Annotated in this window: 19 protein-coding genes; 9 read left to right on the forward strand and 10 right to left on the reverse strand. The window is 58.1% G+C overall.

The window, feature by feature from the left end; genetic code table 11:
- Positions 1-11 precede the first annotated feature (11 nt).
- Positions 12-1,289 carry an MFS transporter gene (locus EXN68_RS18415; RefSeq protein WP_142842243.1) on the forward strand — a complete coding sequence of 426 codons (1,278 nt, stop codon included), beginning with the start codon at positions 12-14 and terminating at the stop codon, positions 1,287-1,289.
- 255 nt (positions 1,290-1,544) lie between these two features.
- On the opposite strand, the gene EXN68_RS18420 is transcribed toward EXN68_RS18415, so the two are convergent.
- Positions 1,545-2,492: a calcium-binding protein gene (locus tag EXN68_RS18420; RefSeq protein WP_142842244.1), complete on the reverse strand. Its 948-nt coding sequence runs from the start codon at positions 2,490-2,492 to the stop codon at positions 1,545-1,547.
- Positions 2,493-3,096: 604 nt separating this feature from the next.
- On the reverse strand, positions 3,097-3,636 hold the full coding sequence (rplS, locus tag EXN68_RS18425) for a 50S ribosomal protein L19 (RefSeq protein WP_046799594.1): 540 nt from the start codon (positions 3,634-3,636) through the stop codon (positions 3,097-3,099).
- A 267-nt stretch (positions 3,637-3,903) separates the two neighbouring features.
- Between rplS and EXN68_RS18430 the strand changes: the two genes are divergently transcribed.
- The gene (locus EXN68_RS18430) at positions 3,904-4,650 is read left to right on the forward strand and encodes a sulfite exporter TauE/SafE family protein (RefSeq protein ID WP_142842245.1); all 747 of its coding nucleotides are present in this window, start codon (positions 3,904-3,906) and stop codon (positions 4,648-4,650) included.
- On the opposite strand, the gene trmD is transcribed toward EXN68_RS18430, so the two are convergent.
- From trmD to ffh, 5 genes are all read right to left on the reverse strand, one after another.
- Positions 4,632-5,330: a tRNA (guanosine(37)-N1)-methyltransferase TrmD gene (gene trmD, locus EXN68_RS18435; protein ID WP_142842246.1), complete on the reverse strand. Its 699-nt coding sequence runs from the start codon at positions 5,328-5,330 to the stop codon at positions 4,632-4,634. The genes EXN68_RS18430 and trmD overlap by 19 nt on opposite strands.
- 4 nt (positions 5,331-5,334) lie before the next feature.
- Positions 5,335-5,901 carry a ribosome maturation factor RimM gene (gene rimM / locus EXN68_RS18440; RefSeq protein WP_142842247.1) on the reverse strand — a complete coding sequence of 189 codons (567 nt, stop codon included), beginning with the start codon at positions 5,899-5,901 and terminating at the stop codon, positions 5,335-5,337.
- A 120-nt stretch (positions 5,902-6,021) separates the two neighbouring features.
- On the reverse strand, positions 6,022-6,399 hold the full coding sequence (gene rpsP / locus EXN68_RS18445) for a 30S ribosomal protein S16 (protein WP_035221728.1): 378 nt from the start codon (positions 6,397-6,399) through the stop codon (positions 6,022-6,024).
- A 33-nt stretch (positions 6,400-6,432) separates the two neighbouring features.
- Positions 6,433-6,750, reverse strand: a complete 318-nt coding sequence (locus tag EXN68_RS18450) for a chorismate mutase (RefSeq protein WP_142842248.1) — start codon at positions 6,748-6,750, stop codon at positions 6,433-6,435.
- A gap of 11 nt (positions 6,751-6,761) precedes the next feature.
- Positions 6,762-8,333 carry a signal recognition particle protein gene (gene ffh, locus EXN68_RS18455; protein ID WP_142842249.1) on the reverse strand — a complete coding sequence of 524 codons (1,572 nt, stop codon included), beginning with the start codon at positions 8,331-8,333 and terminating at the stop codon, positions 6,762-6,764.
- Positions 8,334-8,660: 327 nt separating this feature from the next.
- Between ffh and EXN68_RS18465 the strand changes: the two genes are divergently transcribed.
- From EXN68_RS18465 to EXN68_RS18495, 7 genes are all read left to right on the forward strand, one after another.
- Positions 8,661-9,734 (forward strand): MBL fold metallo-hydrolase, encoded by a 1,074-nt coding sequence (locus EXN68_RS18465; RefSeq protein WP_142842250.1) that lies wholly within the window; start codon positions 8,661-8,663, stop codon positions 9,732-9,734.
- Positions 9,735-9,855: 121 nt separating this feature from the next.
- Complete coding sequence (gene dapF, locus EXN68_RS18470; RefSeq protein ID WP_142842251.1) at positions 9,856-10,758, forward strand: diaminopimelate epimerase; 903 nt, start codon at positions 9,856-9,858, stop codon at positions 10,756-10,758.
- Entirely contained in the window at positions 10,755-12,029 is a 1,275-nt protein-coding gene (gene mtaB / locus EXN68_RS18475) for a tRNA (N(6)-L-threonylcarbamoyladenosine(37)-C(2))-methylthiotransferase MtaB (RefSeq protein WP_142842252.1), read from the forward strand. Before dapF ends, mtaB begins: the two co-directional genes overlap by 4 nt.
- A 31-nt stretch (positions 12,030-12,060) precedes the next feature.
- Positions 12,061-13,494: a signal recognition particle-docking protein FtsY gene (gene ftsY, locus EXN68_RS18480; protein WP_142842253.1), complete on the forward strand. Its 1,434-nt coding sequence runs from the start codon at positions 12,061-12,063 to the stop codon at positions 13,492-13,494.
- Positions 13,495-13,496: 2 nt separating this feature from the next.
- A complete protein-coding gene (locus EXN68_RS18485; RefSeq protein WP_046799584.1) occupies positions 13,497-14,147 on the forward strand; it encodes a septation protein A in 651 nt (216 codons plus the stop codon).
- Entirely contained in the window at positions 14,144-14,740 is a 597-nt protein-coding gene (locus EXN68_RS18490; RefSeq protein WP_142842254.1) for a DUF2585 domain-containing protein, read from the forward strand. Before EXN68_RS18485 ends, EXN68_RS18490 begins: the two co-directional genes overlap by 4 nt.
- Positions 14,741-14,832: 92 nt before the next feature.
- Positions 14,833-16,014, forward strand: a complete 1,182-nt coding sequence (locus EXN68_RS18495) for a GGDEF domain-containing protein (protein ID WP_161991387.1) — start codon at positions 14,833-14,835, stop codon at positions 16,012-16,014.
- A 17-nt stretch (positions 16,015-16,031) separates the two neighbouring features.
- Here the strand turns inward: EXN68_RS18495 and EXN68_RS18500 are convergent, their stop codons facing one another.
- The 3 genes from EXN68_RS18500 to EXN68_RS18510 are packed head-to-tail and all read right to left on the reverse strand — an operon-like array spanning position 16,032 to position 17,570.
- The gene (locus EXN68_RS18500) at positions 16,032-16,634 is read right to left on the reverse strand and encodes a DsbE family thiol:disulfide interchange protein (protein WP_142842255.1); all 603 of its coding nucleotides are present in this window, start codon (positions 16,632-16,634) and stop codon (positions 16,032-16,034) included.
- Positions 16,631-16,804, reverse strand: a complete 174-nt coding sequence (ccmD, locus tag EXN68_RS18505; protein WP_142842256.1) for a heme exporter protein CcmD — start codon at positions 16,802-16,804, stop codon at positions 16,631-16,633. The genes EXN68_RS18500 and ccmD overlap by 4 nt, the downstream gene beginning before the upstream one ends.
- Before the next feature lie 4 nt (positions 16,805-16,808).
- A complete protein-coding gene (locus tag EXN68_RS18510; RefSeq protein WP_142842257.1) occupies positions 16,809-17,570 on the reverse strand; it encodes a heme ABC transporter permease in 762 nt (253 codons plus the stop codon).
- Positions 17,571-17,600 lie beyond the last annotated feature (30 nt).

The following is a 17,600-nucleotide window of genomic DNA, read 5'->3' on the forward strand; positions in this document are numbered from 1 at the left end:
GAGGAAAGCATATGGTATCCGAAAAAGCCCTCATCTCGAAGATCACCTGGCGGCTGATGCCGTTTCTTGGCCTTCTCTACCTCATCGCCTATATCGACCGCCAGAATGTCAGCTATGCCAAGCTGCAGATGGTCGATGCGCTGAGCCTCAGCGAATATGCCTATGGCCTTGGTGCCTCGCTGTTCTTCATCGGTTATTTCATCTTCGAAGTGCCGAGCAATCTGTTCCTCAACCGTTTCGGCGCCAGTAAATGGTTCGCCCGCATTCTGGTTTCCTGGGGTGCGGTCACCATCGCGCTTGCCTATACGCAGAACGCCACGATGTTCTACATTCTGCGCTTCCTGCTGGGGCTCTGCGAAGCTGGTTTCTTCCCCGGCGTGCTGTTCCTGATGACGCTGTGGTTCCCGCGTGATTATCGCGGTCGAATGATCGGCCTGTTCATGATTTTCAGCGCGCTTGCCAATGCGATCGGCGCGCCGCTTGGCGGCATGCTGCTCGATCTGGATGGTTTCCTCGGTTATGCCGGTTGGGAATGGGTGTTCCTGGCAACCGGTATTCCTGCCGTCATCGCCGGTATCGCCACCTTCTTTTATCTGGATGATACGCCGGAAAAGGCGAAGTTCCTGACGCAGGATGAAAAGGACTGGCTGAAGAACCGGCTGGCTGAAGAAAACAAGGGCATGGAAGAACATGCGGAGGATGGCTTCAAGGCGCTCATCAATCCGCGCGTGCTGTTCATGGCGCTTTGCTATGTTGGTTTTCCGCTGGCCGCCTATGGTCTCAGCTACTGGCTGCCGACGATCGTGAAGAGCTTCGGCGTTTCCAACACCGCCAATGGTTTCATCAACATCATCCCGTGGGTGATCGTGGCTATTGCCCTCTTCGTTGTGCCTAACGCTGCCGACAAGGCGAAGAACAAGACGCCCTACATTGTCGGCCCGGCTTTTGTCGGCGCGTTCTGCCTGCTGATGTCGGCGCTGCTCAGCGATCCGGTCCTGCAGTTCAGCTTCCTCTGCATCGCCGCTGCGGGCATCTTCGCCGGCCAGCCGGTGTTCTGGAGCCTGCCCGGCCGCTTCCTCAAGGGAGCTGGTGCCGCCGCAGGCATTGCCGCCATCAACTCGGTGGGCAATCTCGGTGGGTTCGTGGCTCAGAATGTGGTGCCGTGGATCAAGGATCAGACCGGCAGCACGATTGCGCCGATGTTCTTCCTTGCCTTCTGCCTGGCGCTTGCGGGTGTGCTGGTCATCATCGCCGCGCGTAAAATGGGTGATCAGGCCAGGGCGGCCTGATTTCCTTTGATCAATACGACAGCCGGCTCTACCGGCGTGGGTTTACGTAGGGAGTTTTTGGATCAGGTGGTTTTACTCAGAGTACAGCCCGTTTGCACCTAAATTGCCGCATGGAATTTATATCACCGCCTTTGCGCGTTACAGCTGTAACTGTTGGATGCACTTATTTGAAGTGTTTTGAATAACAAGAAATCGTGGCTCGGACGTGTGCCGAGCCACCATCATCATTCAAAATATTGCCAGCGCTTCGGATAACTATGCTGAGAACCAGTCATTGTTTTCAAGCCGAACGCCGGAAAGAATAATCGACTCGTCTCCGCGCTCAAGCGTAATGTTGACGATAAGAGTGTTGACACCGTAACTTGTCACCGCCCAGTCATCGATAGTTGTGCCGACGAGTTTCAGCTTGTCCACGGATGCGTCGAAGCCAAAGATGGTATCGGTAGCGAGCCAAGTCCCTATGTCGCCCTTATTAAAAACAAAGGTATCTGCGCCACTGCTTGCCGTCATACGATCCATGCCTTTACCTCCAATTATCATCGACGAAGCGAGATTCACACTACTTAGATCTATTTCGTCGTTACCGGCGCCTGCATCGATCTTGACGGAGGTGAAGCGACCATTCGTAACACCGACTCCACCATTCGCAACGTAGGTACCAGCAACAATACCACCCGGGCTTGCGGCGGAAGCATCGTTGAACGCAGCGCCCCTTTTCACATTGATCGTGTCGTTGCCTGCGCCCGTATCGATATTAAAGGCATTCACCCAAGTGTTTTCATTCGAAAGGAGAGAGACGGCGACAGTGTCGTTACCAGCACCTGTCAAGATGTTGCCGCGCTTGGTGTTAAGAACTTCGAGGTTGGAAGAGCCAGTACCGCCGAGCTGAACGTCCACATGTACAAAATCCTTGAGTTTAAGGTTCTCAGGCCTCTCGGACTTTATGAGAGCATTCTTTACGGAATTCCATTCGGAGGTCACGTCGAAGGTGAAGCCATTTGCGTTTGCATCGTATCCAACATCGACCTTGCTGCCGGTTCCAGCAACGGAGATTGTACCTAAGGGGCCAGTTTCAAGCGAGACGCCGTTCTTTTCCTGAGTGGTTGATACCGTAAGCAGTTGGTAGACTTCCTGATCGATCAACTTGGTAAGCGACGATACCGAAGCCGCGCCACCGTTACCGAAATTTACTGTTAATACCATTTCAGTATCCTTTTTGAGTTTTATAAAATTTGGAATTTATTTTTTATAAATTTACATTTATATTGTATTTTTTTTACTAGTTCTATTGGTGTAACTCATTTTATACGATGTAAATTTGAGTAAGTATTCATTTGTTTTTGTAAATTGCAAATATATTTTGATATCAACAAATTTTAGTAATTTATTAATAAAATTAATAATAAATATTCTATATATAACAAAAAATTATTTATTGATGATCATGATACGTCGTCGATTGTCTTGCTAACCAACTTCAGTGCTACCTGCGTCATTCTCAAAGGCAAAGCTAAAGTTGGTAGCCCAAGCTAGTTCCCATGCCATACTCATTGAAGGACGAAGGTATCGGCTCCTCCTTCTACGATAATCAATCCATGCTCTTTCAGGGGATCACCATCGAAGAAGCGAAATTTGCGCCGTGCAGATCAATGTCATCGTTGCTTGTGCTTGATTGCTCCTGACGGATGGGACGCTGCCGCCGATAACGCCTGTAAGCGCTCGGTTGTGATCCAGTTTACTTAAATACAAGCAACAAAAAAGGCGGCCCGAAGACCGCCTTTCCCGTAAATCCATTGAAATGGAAATCTTATTCCGCTGTGGCTTCTGCAGCCTTTGCTGCTTCTTCCGCTGCCTTGGCTTCTGCGGCTTCGGCTGCTGCCTTTTCGGCGGCGAGAGCCTGTGCTGCTGCTACCTTTTCGGCTTCCAGACGTGCCTTTTCTTCGGCAGCTGCCTGACGCTCGGATTCGTTCAGCTTGCGAGCGCGCGTACCGGTGTTTTCAACGATACGGGCAGCCTTGCCGCGACGATCGCGCAGGTAGTAGAGCTTCGCGCGGCGAACCTTACCGCGGCGAACGATTTCAACGCCTTCGACCAGCGGGGAGTAGATCGGGAATACGCGCTCGACGCCTTCGCCGTAGGAGATCTTGCGAACGGTGAAGCTTTCGGAAAGGCCACCGCCAGAACGGGCGATGCAAACGCCTTCGTAAGCCTGAACGCGGGTACGGTTACCTTCCGTTACGCGAACGTTGACGCGCAGCGTATCGCCCGGCGAAAAGTCCGGCAGGGTGCGCTTTGCTTCGATCTTGGCAGCCTGTTCGGCTTCCAGCTGCTGAATGATATTGGTCATATTAACCTCTGATTTCTTCTGAAACAGCCAGAGCGCTCAACGGTCGTCTGTCGGTCAATGCCTTCAGACCATGCCTTGCGGCAGGAGCGGGTTCGCCATTCTTTGCTTGCGGTTAAAGGGGCAAACCCCAATTCCAAGCGCGCACATATACTAGCATGCGCCGTTTGTCATCCCTTTCATGACAATATTTTATCAATTATGCGTCGCGTTGCAGCAGTTGCGAAGGGGCGTCTTGCCGGATATGGCATGAGAACCTTGGGAGGGGCCATGTCAGTTTTCATCGTTCTCATGCTGTTTGCGACCGGCTTTCTGTCTGGTGTCGTAAATGCGATCGCCGGTGGCGGCACTTTCCTGACCTTCGGGGCGATGACACTTGCCGGCCTGCCGCCCATCGTTGCCAATGCAACGTCGGCAATCGTGCAATTTCCGGGCTACATTACCTCCGTGATCGCCTATGCGCCGGAAATTCGTGCGCACTGGCGTGAGGCGATCCTGCTGTCGGCCGTGTCCGTCGTTGGCGGGCTGGCCGGGTCGCTGCTGCTGTTATCGCTCGACAACCCCTCCTTCCGCCAGCTGGTGCCATGGCTGCTTCTGGCGGCCACCGCCGTTTTCGCTGCCGGCCCGTGGCTGCGACCCAAGACGAGTGCGGAACGCTCGCCCGGAAATCTGCCTAGCCTCGCCTTTCAGGGGCTTGCATCGATTTATGGTGGTTTCTTCGGTGCCGGCATGGGCATCATGATGCTCGCCATCCTCGGAATAACCTCTGGCGGCAGCTATCATCACCTGAACGCGCTGAAGAACCTGCTGTCGGTGGTGATCGCCGTCATTGCAATCACGATTTTCGTCAGCGGCGGCGTCGTGTCCTGGTGGGCGGCACTCATCATGTTTCCGGCGGCGGCACTTGGCGGCTATGTGGGCGTGCACACCGCAAGGCGGGTGCCGCAATGGATCATCCGCTGGCTGGTAATTGCAGTCGGGCTGATTTTGACGGCCTATTATTTCGTCTCGGCCTGAGCTTTTTCGAGAAGGTCTGGCCGTCTTTCCCTGGTCAGCGCCAGCGCCTGTTCGTGCCGCCACTTGTCGATGACGGCGTGATTGCCTGATGTGAGGACGGCGGGAATGTCGCGGCCTTCCCAGACTTGCGGGCGGGTATAATGCGGATGTTCCAGTAGCCCGCCCTCGAAGCTTTCATGCACGCCGGAGAGATCGTTGCCCATGACACCAGGAAGTATGCGGACGATGGCGTCCAGCAGCGTCAGCGCCGCCGGTTCGCCGCCGGAGAGAATGTAATCGCCGATCGACACCTCCTCCAGCCCACGCGCGTCGATTACCCGCTGGTCGACGCCTTCGAAACGGCCGCAGACGATGATCGCACCCTCACCCGCCGCCAGTTCGCGCACGCGGTTCTGCGACAGCGGCTTGCCACGCGGGCTCATCAGCAGGCGTGGCCGCGTGTCGCCATCCGAAACATGGTCGATGGCTGCGGCCAGAATATCGGGTTTCAGCACCATGCCGGCACCGCCGCCTGCCGGCGTGTCGTCGACGCTTCTGTGCCTGTCGGTGGCAAATTCGCGGATTTGCACGGCCTCGAGCGACCATTGTTCGCGCTCCAGCGCCTTGCCGGCCAGCGAATAACCCAGATGCCCCGGAAACATTTCCGGGTAGAGCGTCAGCACGGTAGCCTTAAAGGTCATGGCTTTATTTCTTGCCGAAAGGCGGTACGCCGGTTTCGTCCTTGTCGTCGGGATTGTCGATCAGGCCGGCGGCCATCGGATCTATGAGAATGCGTCCGGCTTCGAGATCGATCTCAAGTACGGCCGACTCGGAAAAGGGAATGAGGGCAGGCCGGCGGCCGGCGCCTTTCAGTTCGAGCAGATCGCCCGCGCCGAAATCGTAAACGGCGCTGACGGCGCCATAACTTTTGCCTTCCGCGTCAACGGCTTCCAGCCCTTCGAGATCGGCATAATAAAACTCGTCATCATCAAGCTCGTCGTCCGGCAGATTGTCGCGGTCGATGAATAGTTCCAGCCCGTTCAGGCTTTCTGCCGCATTGCGGTCGTTGATGCCCCTGAAGCGGACGACGACGACATTCTTGCCCTCGCGCACTTCCAGAATTTCAAAGAGGCGGCCATCGGCGGTGACAAGATTACCGTAATCGCCGAGCGCCATCGGGTCGGCCGTATAGGTGCTGACACGGACTTCGCCGCGCAGGCCCTGCGCGCCGCCGATCTTTGCCATGAGTACCGGGTTTTCCAGCTTTGCCATCGGGCCGTCCGTCTTCTGGTGTTGGTTGCGTCAGCTTTAAGGTTTGTTGACGCCAAAATAAACAAAAAACGGGCGGCATGGAAAACCACGCCACCCGTTTTTCAAAAGTTACCGTGCAGATTATTCTGCAGCAGAGGCTTCTGCAGCAGCAGCGGCTGCATCTTCAGCCTTCTGCTTCTTTTCAGCAACGCGCTCCAGGGCGCGCTTGCCCGGCTTTGCTTTTTCCGGGTTGCTGCGAGCGGCGCGCTCGGCAAGACCGGCTTCGGCGAGGAAGCGCAGAACGCGGTCGGTCGGCTGTGCGCCCTTGGCGATCCATTCCTTGATGAGGTCAGCCTTCAGCTCAACGCGCTGCGGGTTGTCCTTGCCGAGCATCGGGTTCCAGGAGCCGACCTTCTCGAGGAAACGGCCGTCGCGGGGCGAACGGGCGTCTGCAACGACGATCTGGTAATACGGGCGCTTCTTGGAACCACCGCGTGCGAGACGAATTTTAAGTGCCATGTGATATACTCCTTAGGATGGCTTGTCCGCCGTTCAGGCGGTCTTTTCGTTACCGCCATGTTCGGCGGCGATTGCTTCATGATGCCGGATGACTTCCTTGATGATGAAGTTCAAGAACTTCTCGGCGAAATCCGGGTCCAGATTGGCGTCCTTGGCCAGATGGCGAAGGCGTTCGATCTGGTATTCCTCGCGCGCCGGGTCTGCCGGCGGCAAATTGTACTTTGCCTTCAGCACGCCCACCGCCTTGGTACAGCGGAAACGTTCGGCAAGAATGTGAACCAGTGCGGCGTCGATATTGTCGATCGACTGGCGATATTCGGAAAGCTGGGCTTTCACGTCTGTAGTGTTCACTGGCGTCCCCCTCACTTCTTTTTCGGGAAGCCGGGCAGGCCCGGCATGCCGCCAAGACCCGGCAGCTTTGCGCCACCAAGACCCGGCAATCCACCTGGCATGCCACCAAGACCCGGCATTGCACCCGGCTTGCCGAGACCGGCGGCTTCAGCCTGCTTCTGAAGCGCTTCGAGCTGCTTCGGATCGATATTCGACAGATCGGGCATACCGCCGCCCATCATGCCACCGAGCCCCATCTTGCCGGCAAGGCCGCCCATCATCTGCTTCATGATGCCGCCTTTGCCCTTGCCGCCCATGGCCTTCATCATGTCGGCCATGCCGCGATGCATTTTCAGGAGCTTGTTGATTTCAGCGGCATCCGTGCCGGAACCGGCGGCGATGCGCTTCTTGCGGCTGTGTTTCAGAATATCGGGATTGGCCCGCTCGGCCCTGGTCATGGAGGAGATGATGGCGATCTGGCGGTCGAACATCTTGTCGTTCATGCCGGCCGAAGCCATCTTGTCCTTCATGCCGGCCATGCCGGGCATCAGCCCCATGATGCCGCCCATGCCGCCCATCTTCTTCATCTGGCCAAGCTGGTCGGCGAGATCGTTGAGGTCGAACTTGCCCTTGGCCATCTTCTCGGCCATGGCGCGGGCTTTTTCCGCATCGATGTTTTCGGCGGCCTTTTCGACCAGCGAAACGATGTCGCCCATGCCGAGAATACGGTCGGCGATACGGCGCGGATGGAACTCGTCGAGTTCGTTCATGCGCTCGCCGATACCGATCAGCTTGATTGGCTTGCCGGTGACGGCGCGCATGGAGAGAGCCGCACCGCCGCGACCGTCGCCATCCATACGGGTGAGTACGAGGCCGGTGATGCCGACGCGCTCATCGAAATTGCGCGCCAGATTGACGGCGTCCTGACCGGTCAGCGAATCCGCCACCAGCAGGATTTCATGCGGGTTGGACTTCTTCTTGATGTCGGCCATTTCCAGCATCAAGGGTTCGTCGATATGGGTACGGCCGGCGGTATCGAGAATGACGACGTCATGGCCGCCGAGCTTGGCAGCCTGCACGGCGCGCGCGGCGATATCGGTTGGCGACTGGCCGGCGATGATCGGCAGCGTGTCGACGCCGGTCTGGACGCCGAGCTGGCGAAGCTGTTCCTGTGCGGCCGGACGACGCGTGTCGAGAGATGCCATCAGCACCTTCTTCTTCTCGCGGTCGGTCAGGCGCTTGGCGATCTTGCCCGTCGTGGTGGTTTTACCGGAACCCTGCAGACCGACCATCATGATGACGACGGGGGCGGCCGCATGCAGGTCGATCGAGACGCCTTCTGTGCCGAGCATTTCGACAAGTTCGTCATGTACGATCTTGACGACCATCTGGCCGGGCTTGATGGATTTCAGGACGGCGGCACCAACCGCCTTTTCACGCACCTTGTCGGTGAAGGAGCGCACGACTTCCAGCGCCACGTCCGCTTCCAGCAGCGCACGGCGAACCTCGCGCAGGGCGGCGGCAACATCGGCTTCCGTCAGCGCGCCACGGCCGGTCAGTCCATTCAGAATGGAACCAAGGCGGTCCTGGAGGTTTTCAAACATCGTTTCTTCCTTCTTCGTTCCGGGGTTTCCGAAACGTTGGTGCTTTCGCTGGCAAAAACAAGACGCAAAGCCAAAAAGCACCCGAGGGCGCATCGCGCTGTCGGGTGTTGACCTCCGGGATCTCTTTATACCTCTGCGGGTCCCGGTCGGCGGCTTGGAGTCGTGCAACTGCCAGCTGATTGGCGGGGATAAACAGGAAAGTGCTGGAAAAGTCAAGGCGGTGCCGGTTTTCAGCGATCGGGCCTTGCATTTCATCTTTGTGTGATCGGCTGCAAACCGCGATTGGTGCGGCTTGAACGGCACCATTCCGCTCCCTATACCTTTAGCATGAACCGTCGAAACTTCTTTCGTTTTTCAACCCTTGGATTGCTCGCTGTGGCGGGTGGTGCGCTGTTTGCCCGCCGTTCGAATGCCAGCGCCTATTATAGTGGCCCGATCTCCGATCATTTCGACGGGGTACGCTTCTTTAATCCCGGTGGTTCGCCGCCTGGCAATTTCATGGGCCTGTTGAAATGGCGTTTCAACGGCGAGCGCGCCACATGGCCGGAAAACTATCCGAGCCCTTTTCCTTTCGCGAAGCCCGAAAGCCGGGTCGAGGGCAAGGACATTCGTGTCACCTTCGTCGGCCATGCCTCCTTTCTGATCCAGACGGCAGGTCTGAATATTCTCGTCGATCCTGTGTGGTCGCAACGTACCAGCCCGCTCAGCTTCGCCGGTCCCAAACGGGTCAATCCGCCCGGCATCCGTTTCGAGGATCTGCCGCCCATCGATCTGGTGCTGCTGACGCATAATCATTACGACCATCTGGATATGGAAACGCTGAAGCGGCTGCATGTGGCGCACAAGCCGCTCTTCATCACGCCGCTCGGCAATGATGCCATCATCCGCACCGGCGTGGAGGCGGCGCGTATCAAGGTGGGCGACTGGGGCGATGTGCTGGAGGTCGGCTCGTCGGTTAAAATTCATTTCGAACCGTGCCATCATTGGTCTGCCCGCGGCCTCAACGACCGCAGCATGGCATTGTGGGCCGCCTTCGTCATCGAAGGGCCGGGTGGGAAAATCTACCACATCGGTGATACCGGCTTTCACGAAGGCCTCAACTATCACGCTGCGCGCAAGAAACATGGCGAATTTCGCCTCGCCAACCTGCCTTTCGGTGCTTATGAGCCGCGCTGGTTCATGAAAGGCCAGCACCAGAACCCGGCGGAAGCCGTTGAGGGCATGAAGCTTTGTGGTGCCGCGCATGTCTGCGGCCATCATTGGGGTACGGTGCAGCTCACCGATGAGGCTGTCGATGCGCCACTTGCGGCGCTGAAAACGGCGCTTGTGGAACAGGGTGTGGAAGAAAGCCGTTTTCGGCCCATGCGCCCCGGTGAGGTTTTCGACGTACCCTCCGCCTGAGCGCTGCCCGGTTTGCGCCGCAACAGTCTGGTAATTTGCCGGTCTTTCCGCCATATAGGGCGAAAGCGCGGGACAAATCCCGTATGCAATCCAATTTCAGATGGTTTTCAGGTTCAAGGCGATGGCGGATACGGTCGAATTTGCGAAGATGAACGGGCTTGGCAACAAGATCCTCGTTGTCGACATGCGCGGCCGCAAGGATATGGTCACGCCTGCAGCAGCCATCGCGCTCAATGCCGATCCCGCGACCCAGTTTGACCAGATCATGGCCATTCACGATCCGCGTGTCAGTGGCACGGATGCCTTTATCGACATTCTCAATTGCGATGGCACGAAGGCGCAGGCCTGCGGCAACGGTACGCGCTGCGTGGTGCAGGCACTGTCTTCCGAAACCGGCAAGACCAGCTTCACCTTCCAGACGGTGGCCGGCATTTTGAATGCCGTCGAGCATGAAGACGGCATGATATCAGTCGATATGGGCCTGCCGCGTTTCCGCTGGAGCGATATTCCGCTGGCGGAAGAATTCCACGATACCAGCCGTATCGAATTGCAGATCGGGCCGATCGATGCCCCGATCCTGCACTCGCCTGCCGTCATGTCGATGGGCAACCCGCATGCAATTTTCTGGGTGGACCGCGATCCGATGGATTTCGATCTTGAGCGGTTCGGGCCGCTGCTCGAAAACCATCCGATGTTTCCGGAAAAGGCCAATATCACGCTCGCACAGGTGATGTCCGATAGTGCACTGCGCACCCGCACCTGGGAGCGTGGCGCCGGGCTGACGCTCGCCTGCGGTTCCGCCGCCTGCGCTGTCGCCGTTTCCGCCGCACGCACGGGCCGCACGGCCAAGAGGGTCACCATTGATGTGGCTTCAAGTCCCATCCGCGTGCCGCTGACAATCGACTGGCGTGAGGACAACCATGTCATCATGACCGGCCCGGCCGAATGGGAATGGTCGGGTTCCGTCGATCCTGTCACGGGTGTCTGGTCACGGGATGCGGCGGCCGAGCAGGGGGCCGTATGAGCGGCGTCGAGGTCATAACCTTCGGCTGCCGTCTCAACACCTATGAATCGGAAGTGATGCGGGCGGAGGCCGAAAAGGCCGGGCTGAACAATGCCGTACTGGTCAATACCTGCGCGGTGACGGGCGAGGCGGTGCGTCAGGCGCGCCAGGCCATCCGCCGGGCGCGGCGCGACAATCCGCATGCGCGCATCATCGTTACCGGTTGCGCTGCGCAGACGGAAAAACAGACCTTTGCCGAAATGCCCGAGGTGGATGCGGTGCTGGGCAATGAGGAAAAGCTGAAAAGCACTTCCTATCGTGCGCTGCCCGATTTTGGCGTCTCGGCGGAAGAAAAGCTGCGCGTCAACGACATCATGAGCATCAAGGCGACCGCGCCGCAGATGGTCAAGCACATTGACGGGCATGTGCGCGCCTTCATTCAGGTGCAGAATGGCTGCGATCATCGCTGCACCTTCTGCATCATTCCCTATGGGCGCGGTAATTCCCGCTCCGTGCCTATGGGTGCAGTGGTGGATCAGGCGCGCAGACTGACGGAAAGCGGTTATTGCGAGATCGTGCTGACCGGAGTGGATGCGACCAGCTATGGGGCTGATCTGCCGGGCGAACCCTCCCTCGGTTACCTCGCCAAGACTTTGCTGAAGCAGGTGCCGGATATTCTGCGCCTGCGCCTTTCCTCCATCGACAGTATCGAGGCCGACCATCATCTGATGGATCTGATTGCCGATGAGCCGCGTTTCATGCCGCATCTGCACCTGTCCCTCCAGCATGGCGATGACATGATCCTGAAACGCATGAAACGCCGTCATTCACGGACCGATGCCATCCGCTTCTGTCGTGACGTGCGGTCGCTCCGGCCGGATATCGCCTTCGGCGCGGATATGATTGCCGGTTTCCCGACCGAGACGGAAGAGATGTTCGAAAATGCTGCCACGCTTGCGGAAGAATGCGGCATTTCCAGCCTGCATGTCTTTCCCTACAGCCCGCGTGCCGGCACGCCGGCGGCCCGTATGCCGCAGCTCGACAGGGCGCTGGTGAAAGACCGGGCGGCAAGGCTTCGCGAACGCGGTGAAGCGCTTAAGGTGGCGCAGTTGCAGGATATGGTCGGTTCGGTGCAAACGATCCTGGTGGAAAACACCGGTTTTGCCCATACCGATAATTTCACGCTGGTGGCGGCGCCTGATCTTGCCCCGCGCACTCTTGCGCAGGTTGCGATTACCGGCCACAACGGCAAACATCTGAACATGAAGCTTCTGGCGGCGAACGCTGCCTGAGGCGGCTCAAGAGAAAGACACGGGAACGACCATGGCCCTCGGCTTCATCAAAAAAGTCTTTTCGTTCGGCAAGGACAAGGCCGAAACGAATGAGCGGCCGCAAGAGGATGCTGCGCTTGAACACGGCAATGAAAATGCCTCTTTCGAAGCGGCGCTGAGCGAGGCCGAAGCGCACACACCTGTCGACGAGGACCCGGTTTCCGAACTGGAGATGGAAACGGCTGGCGGGCCTGTTCCAGACGAGGCGGATGCCGCGCCTTCGGAAGAAGAAGATGAAGAGGACGCGCCGCTTCTGCCCGGGGCCGAGCTTTCAGGCGATATGGGGCTGGTGCCGTTGTCGTTGTTGCAGGCGGAAGCCGCCGCCGAAGAGCAGGCAGAGCCTTTGCCGGAAGCTGTCGACGCCGTGCTTGATGCTGACGCGATGGATGCGCTGCTGGATGAGGCGGAGTCGGTCGATGCCGTTGAACCCCCTGTCGTGCCGCAGGCGTTGCCGAAGGGCTTTTCATCGGCAAGCGAGCGCCAGGAGCCGGTTGTCGCCGCGCCTGAGCCGAAGCTCAGCTGGTTTCAGCGCCTGCGGGCCGGGCTTGCCCGCACCTCGTCACAGCTGACCACACAGATTTCGGCGCTTTTTACCAAGCGCAAGCTGGACGAAGATACGCTCGACGAGCTGGAAGACCTTCTCATCCAGTCGGATCTGGGTGTCGAGACCGCCATGCGCATCACCGGCGCTTTGTCTTCCGAACGTTATGGCAAGGATGTGAGCGGTGAGGACGTGGCGCGCATCATGGCCGGTGAGATCACCAAGGTCCTGAAGCCGGTCGCCAAACCTCTGGAACTCGATCTTTCGCACAAGCCGCATGTCATTCTCGTCGTCGGCGTGAACGGCACCGGCAAGACGACGACCATCGGCAAGCTTGCCGCCAAACTATCGGGCTCCGGCCTTAAGGTGATGCTCGCAGCTGGCGACACATTCCGCGCAGCGGCGATAGAGCAGCTGAAGATCTGGGCGGATCGCACCGGCTCGCAATTTATCGGCACGAAGCTCGGGGCAGATGCCTCGGGTCTCGCTTACGATGCCTATGAGCAGGCGCGGGCGGAAAAGAGCGATGTGCTCATCATCGATACGGCCGGCCGTCTGCAGAACAAGACGGAACTGATGGCGGAACTGGAAAAGATCGTGCGGGTGCTCGGCAAGCTCGATCCGGATGCGCCGCACACCGTGCTTCAGACGCTGGATGCGACGACCGGGCAGAACGCCCTGAACCAGGTGGAGATATTCCGCAATGTTGCGGGTGTTTCGGGCCTGATTATGACAAAATTGGATGGCACGGCGCGGGGCGGTATCCTCGTCGCCATCGCTGCCAAACACAAGCTGCCGGTTTATTTCATCGGCGTGGGTGAAGGTGTTGATGATCTGGAGCCCTTCGAGGCGGAAGATTTCGCCAAGGCCATTGCGGGAGTTTGAGTATGGATATTGAAAGCAATTCCAAGGAAAGCGAAAAGATGGTAGCGGAAATCAGCCCGCTGCTGAAATTCGTGCTCGAACTTGGGCCGCTCATGGTGTTCTTCTTCGCCAATTCCCGCGGCGAATGGCTGGCCTCGACTTTTCCGGTTTTGACGGAGTTCGGCGGACCGATCTTCATCGCCACCGGCCTGTTCATGATCGCTACCGCCGCCGCTTTGACCGTGTCGTGGATTTTGACGCGTAAACTGCCGATCATGCCGCTGATATCAGGCATCGTGGTTTTCGTGTTCGGCGCGCTGACGCTGTGGCTGCAGAACGATACCTTCATCAAGATGAAGCCGACCATCGTCAACACGCTGTTCGGTGTCATCCTGCTGGGCGGTCTGTTCTTCGGGCAATCGCTGCTGGGTTATGTCTTCAATTCGGCTTTCAAGCTGACGGATGAGGGCTGGCGTAAGCTGACGCTACGCTGGGGCGTGTTTTTCCTGTTTCTGGCGGTGTTGAACGAGGTCGTCTGGCGCATGTTCACCACCGACACCTGGGTTGCCTTCAAGGTGTGGGGCACGATGCCGATCACCATCATCTTCACCATGGCGCAAATGCCGCTCGTCATGCGCCATTCTGTCGAACCTCTCGGCAAGGACGAAAAATGACAATTGCGGAGATGTCGGCGTCCCGTTCGCGTTCGCTTAGATGGTTCGGCGTGGCCGCCGGGCTGCTTCTGTTGCAGATCGTCATTCTCTACGCCATGGGCCGTATTCCCATCTGCGAATGCGGTTATGTCAAGCTGTTCGAGCCGGGTGTGAACACGCCGGGCAATTCCCAGCATCTGGCCGACTGGTATACGCCCTCGCATATCATCCATGGCTTTCTGTTTTATTGGTTCGCCTGGCTGCTGTTCCGCAACAAACCGTTTTCCATGCGGCTTTCTTTCGCGGTCCTGATCGAGGCGGCGTGGGAGCTTCTCGAAAACTCGCCCATCATCATCGATCGTTATCGCACGGCGACCATGGCGCTGGGTTATACCGGCGACAGCATTCTGAACTCGGCCATGGACACGGTTTTCATGGCGCTGGGTTTCATTTTTGCCGCCCGCGTGCCGGTGTGGCTGACGGTAATAATCGCCATTTTCTTCGAAATCTTCACGGGCTGGCTGATCCGCGATAATCTGACGCTGAATGTGGTCATGCTGGTCTGGCCGCTCGATGCGATCAAGGAATGGCAGAACGCGCTCCCGCAAATGTGAACGAGCCTGCCGGCGATATATGCAAGTTTTCTTAAGGGCAGTGCGCTAGTGTGCACTGCTTAAAGGCTTGTCTCTCGGTCCGGCATAACACATTGCAAGATAATTTCGCCTATCTTCTCCCCTTCATCATGCTGACATTCGGCGTCGTGTTCCTGTTCCTGCAAAGGATCGGGCATGCTTCGGCGCGCTATTGGGGTATCGGTTATCTTGCAGCGGCTTTTGGTTTTGCCGCTCCTCTGATGCTCGGTGGCCTGCCCTTCGAATTGCAGGCGATTATCTCGAACCTGCTGTTCTTCTCCGCGTTTTTTCTCTACGGCCATGCGCTGCTTACCCATTTCGGGCGGCCGCTTCATACGATGGCACGGCTGTCGCTCGTGCTTGCTGCCGTTGTATTGGTTTCATTTCACGTTTTCATCACGCCCGATCTGAAGCGCGAGCTCGTCATCGGCGATCTCGTTTGCGCCCTGCTGCTTGCTTTTCCGGTCTGGCTTGTGCGGAAGCGGCCGGTGACCCTTGCGGATCGGCTGATGGTGGCGATTGCGTTACTGGTTGTGTTGGAAACGCTGGTGCGTATCGGCATGCTGCTGGTGATGACGCCGAACGGCTCGATGATCGAGCTCAGCGAATTTTTCGAGTCGGATTATGCCTTCTACATGCAGCTTGCTGCGAGCATATTCGGCTTCCTGCTCGCGCTTTCCGTGCTCGCAAGCCAGATTTCCGTCACCGTCGACCGGCACCTGGATGCCGCTGAACACGACCCGTTGACGGATGTGCTGAACCGGCGCGGATTTGACCGGCGTGTTCCCGATTTTCGCAACGACACGCCTGAAGGTGCGGTCATTGCCTGCGATATAGACCATTTCAAGCGCATCAACGATGTTTACGGCCATGCTGCCGGAGATATCGTGCTTATCGGTCTTTCCGATCTTCTCAGGCGGAACGCACCTGAAAGCGCGCTGGTGGCGCGTTTCGGCGGCGAGGAATTCGTGGTTTTCCTGCCCGACCACACTGCCGCCGCTGCCGGTCAGCTTGCCAATGTCATACGCTCGAGCCTCTCATCCCTCGATTGGCGTAACCGGGGTGTGGCCACCCAGATCACCGCAAGCTTCGGCGTCTCGGCCGTCGCAAGGGGAGATCATTCTATCCATGATGCCATCAAGCGGGCCGATGACAGCCTTTATGCGGCAAAGCGCGGCGGTCGCGATCAGGTCGTGCTGGAAGACATACGTTTGCCGGCTGAAGGCCCGTCGCTCAGGGTTATTTCGAAGAATTGAGCTTTCCTGTTCGGGGGCTATTTGCCGGCTGCGGCCGAGATGGCCGGCAACAGGTCGCGCTCGACGCTGCGGGCATCGAAGGGACCAACCTTTTTATAAAGGATCGTGCCGTCGGCGCCGACAAGGTAACTTTCAGGGATACCGTAGACACCCCAGTCGATCGCGGCCTTGCCGTTCGGATCGACGCCTATCGCGGCAAAGGGATTGCCAAGTTCGCCAAGGAAGCGGAGCGCATTGTCCTGCTTATCCTTGTAATTGATGCCGACGACGGTGATGCGGCTGTCCTTCGCCAGTTCCTGTAATAGCGGATGCTCCTGCCGGCAGGGAATGCACCAGGAGGCAAAGACGTTGACCAGTGTCAGCTTGCCCTTGATGGCGGCATCGGTGAGCGCCGGCAGGTTCGAGCCTTCCAGCGGCGGCAGCGACAGGGAAGGCGCCTTGGTGCCGATGAGCGCGGAAGGAATGGCGCTGATATCCAGCCCGTTCACGTCCTGATCATAAAGCATCTTGCCTGCGACGAGGGCAAAACCACCGAAGAGCAACAGAGGCAGCAGCGCCAGCCCATAACGTGCGCGGCCGGTCGTCTTTTTGGTATCCTGATCCTGGCTGGCCTGCGTCATTGCGCGTCACCTGCGGAACCGGCTCTTGCCCTGCGGCGCACGCCGGATGCCCCCAGCTGCTTCAGTTCCCGTTTGCGCGCCTGACCGTCCAAAACGACCCAGGCGATGAGACAGAGAACGACAAGCCCCGTCGCTGCGTAAGACATGCCGATATAAAAAGCGTGTGTCATCGCCTCAGCCCTCTCGGTTCGCCATGCGGGCGGCAAGCCGCCGCTGTGCGGCCACGCGCCGACGCCAGATTTCGTTGCGCATGGCGGCGATGTGCAGCGTGAAGAACAGCAGTGTGAAGCCGATCGCCATGGTCAGAAGCGGCCAGAGAAATTCAGCGTCGATGGCGGAACCACCCATGCGGATGACGCTTGCCGGCTGGTGCAGCGTGTTCCACCATTCGACCGAAAACTTGATGATCGGAATATTCACGAAACCGACGAGGATCAGCACGGCGCTGACGCGTGCGGCTCTGGAGGGATCGTCCATTGCGCGGTTGAGTGCGATGAGGCCGAGATACATCAGGAAAAGCACGAATACGGAGGTCAGTCGCGCATCCCACACCCACCAGGTTCCCCACATGGGTTTGCCCCAGAGCGAGCCGGTAATGAGGGCAATCAGCGTGAATGCGGCGCCGATGGGGGCGGCGGCCTTGTGGCTGACATCCGCCAGTGGGTGACGCCAGACGAGCGTGCCGATGGCTGAAACCGCCATGACCGAATAACACATCATCGCAAGCCAGGCGGATGGCACGTGCACATACATGATGCGCACGGTGTAACCCTGCTGGTAATCGCCTTCGGTGGTGAAGGAGAGATAAAGACCAGCGGCCAGCACCAGCGCCGTAAGTGCCGCGAGCCAGGGCAGAATACGTGCCGCCAGCGCCAGAAACCGCGTGGGGTTGGCGAGGTCACTGAATTTGGTGATGATGAAGGTCTGCTCGTTCATGTCGTTTGTGTAACCCGAGAATGGCCGTCC

This window comes from Martinezella rhizogenes, from assembly GCF_007002745.1.
GTDB lineage: Bacteria > Pseudomonadota > Alphaproteobacteria > Rhizobiales > Rhizobiaceae > Agrobacterium > Agrobacterium cucumeris.

Excerpts from the sequence above, each read along its gene's own strand:
- EXN68_RS18415 (WP_142842243.1), top strand. The coding sequence starts at position 12 with ATGGTATCCGAAAAAGCCCTCATCTCGAAGATCACCTGGCGGCTGATG.
- EXN68_RS18420 (WP_142842244.1), bottom strand. The coding sequence starts at position 2,492 with ATGGTATTAACAGTAAATTTCGGTAACGGTGGCGCGGCTTCGGTATCG.
- rplS (WP_046799594.1), bottom strand. The coding sequence starts at position 3,636 with ATGACCAATATCATTCAGCAGCTGGAAGCCGAACAGGCTGCCAAGATC.
- EXN68_RS18430 (WP_142842245.1), top strand. The coding sequence starts at position 3,904 with ATGTCAGTTTTCATCGTTCTCATGCTGTTTGCGACCGGCTTTCTGTCT.
- trmD (WP_142842246.1), bottom strand. The coding sequence starts at position 5,330 with ATGACCTTTAAGGCTACCGTGCTGACGCTCTACCCGGAAATGTTTCCG.
- rimM (WP_142842247.1), bottom strand. The coding sequence starts at position 5,901 with ATGGCAAAGCTGGAAAACCCGGTACTCATGGCAAAGATCGGCGGCGCG.
- rpsP (WP_035221728.1), bottom strand. The coding sequence starts at position 6,399 with ATGGCACTTAAAATTCGTCTCGCACGCGGTGGTTCCAAGAAGCGCCCG.
- ffh (WP_142842249.1), bottom strand. The coding sequence starts at position 8,333 with ATGTTTGAAAACCTCCAGGACCGCCTTGGTTCCATTCTGAATGGACTG.
- EXN68_RS18465 (WP_142842250.1), top strand. The coding sequence starts at position 8,661 with ATGAACCGTCGAAACTTCTTTCGTTTTTCAACCCTTGGATTGCTCGCT.
- dapF (WP_142842251.1), top strand. The coding sequence starts at position 9,856 with ATGGCGGATACGGTCGAATTTGCGAAGATGAACGGGCTTGGCAACAAG.
- mtaB (WP_142842252.1), top strand. The coding sequence starts at position 10,755 with ATGAGCGGCGTCGAGGTCATAACCTTCGGCTGCCGTCTCAACACCTAT.
- ftsY (WP_142842253.1), top strand. The coding sequence starts at position 12,061 with ATGGCCCTCGGCTTCATCAAAAAAGTCTTTTCGTTCGGCAAGGACAAG.
- EXN68_RS18485 (WP_046799584.1), top strand. The coding sequence starts at position 13,497 with ATGGATATTGAAAGCAATTCCAAGGAAAGCGAAAAGATGGTAGCGGAA.
- EXN68_RS18490 (WP_142842254.1), top strand. The coding sequence starts at position 14,144 with ATGACAATTGCGGAGATGTCGGCGTCCCGTTCGCGTTCGCTTAGATGG.
- EXN68_RS18500 (WP_142842255.1), bottom strand. The coding sequence starts at position 16,634 with ATGACGCAGGCCAGCCAGGATCAGGATACCAAAAAGACGACCGGCCGC.
- ccmD (WP_142842256.1), bottom strand. The coding sequence starts at position 16,804 with ATGACACACGCTTTTTATATCGGCATGTCTTACGCAGCGACGGGGCTT.
- EXN68_RS18510 (WP_142842257.1), bottom strand. The coding sequence starts at position 17,570 with ATGAACGAGCAGACCTTCATCATCACCAAATTCAGTGACCTCGCCAAC.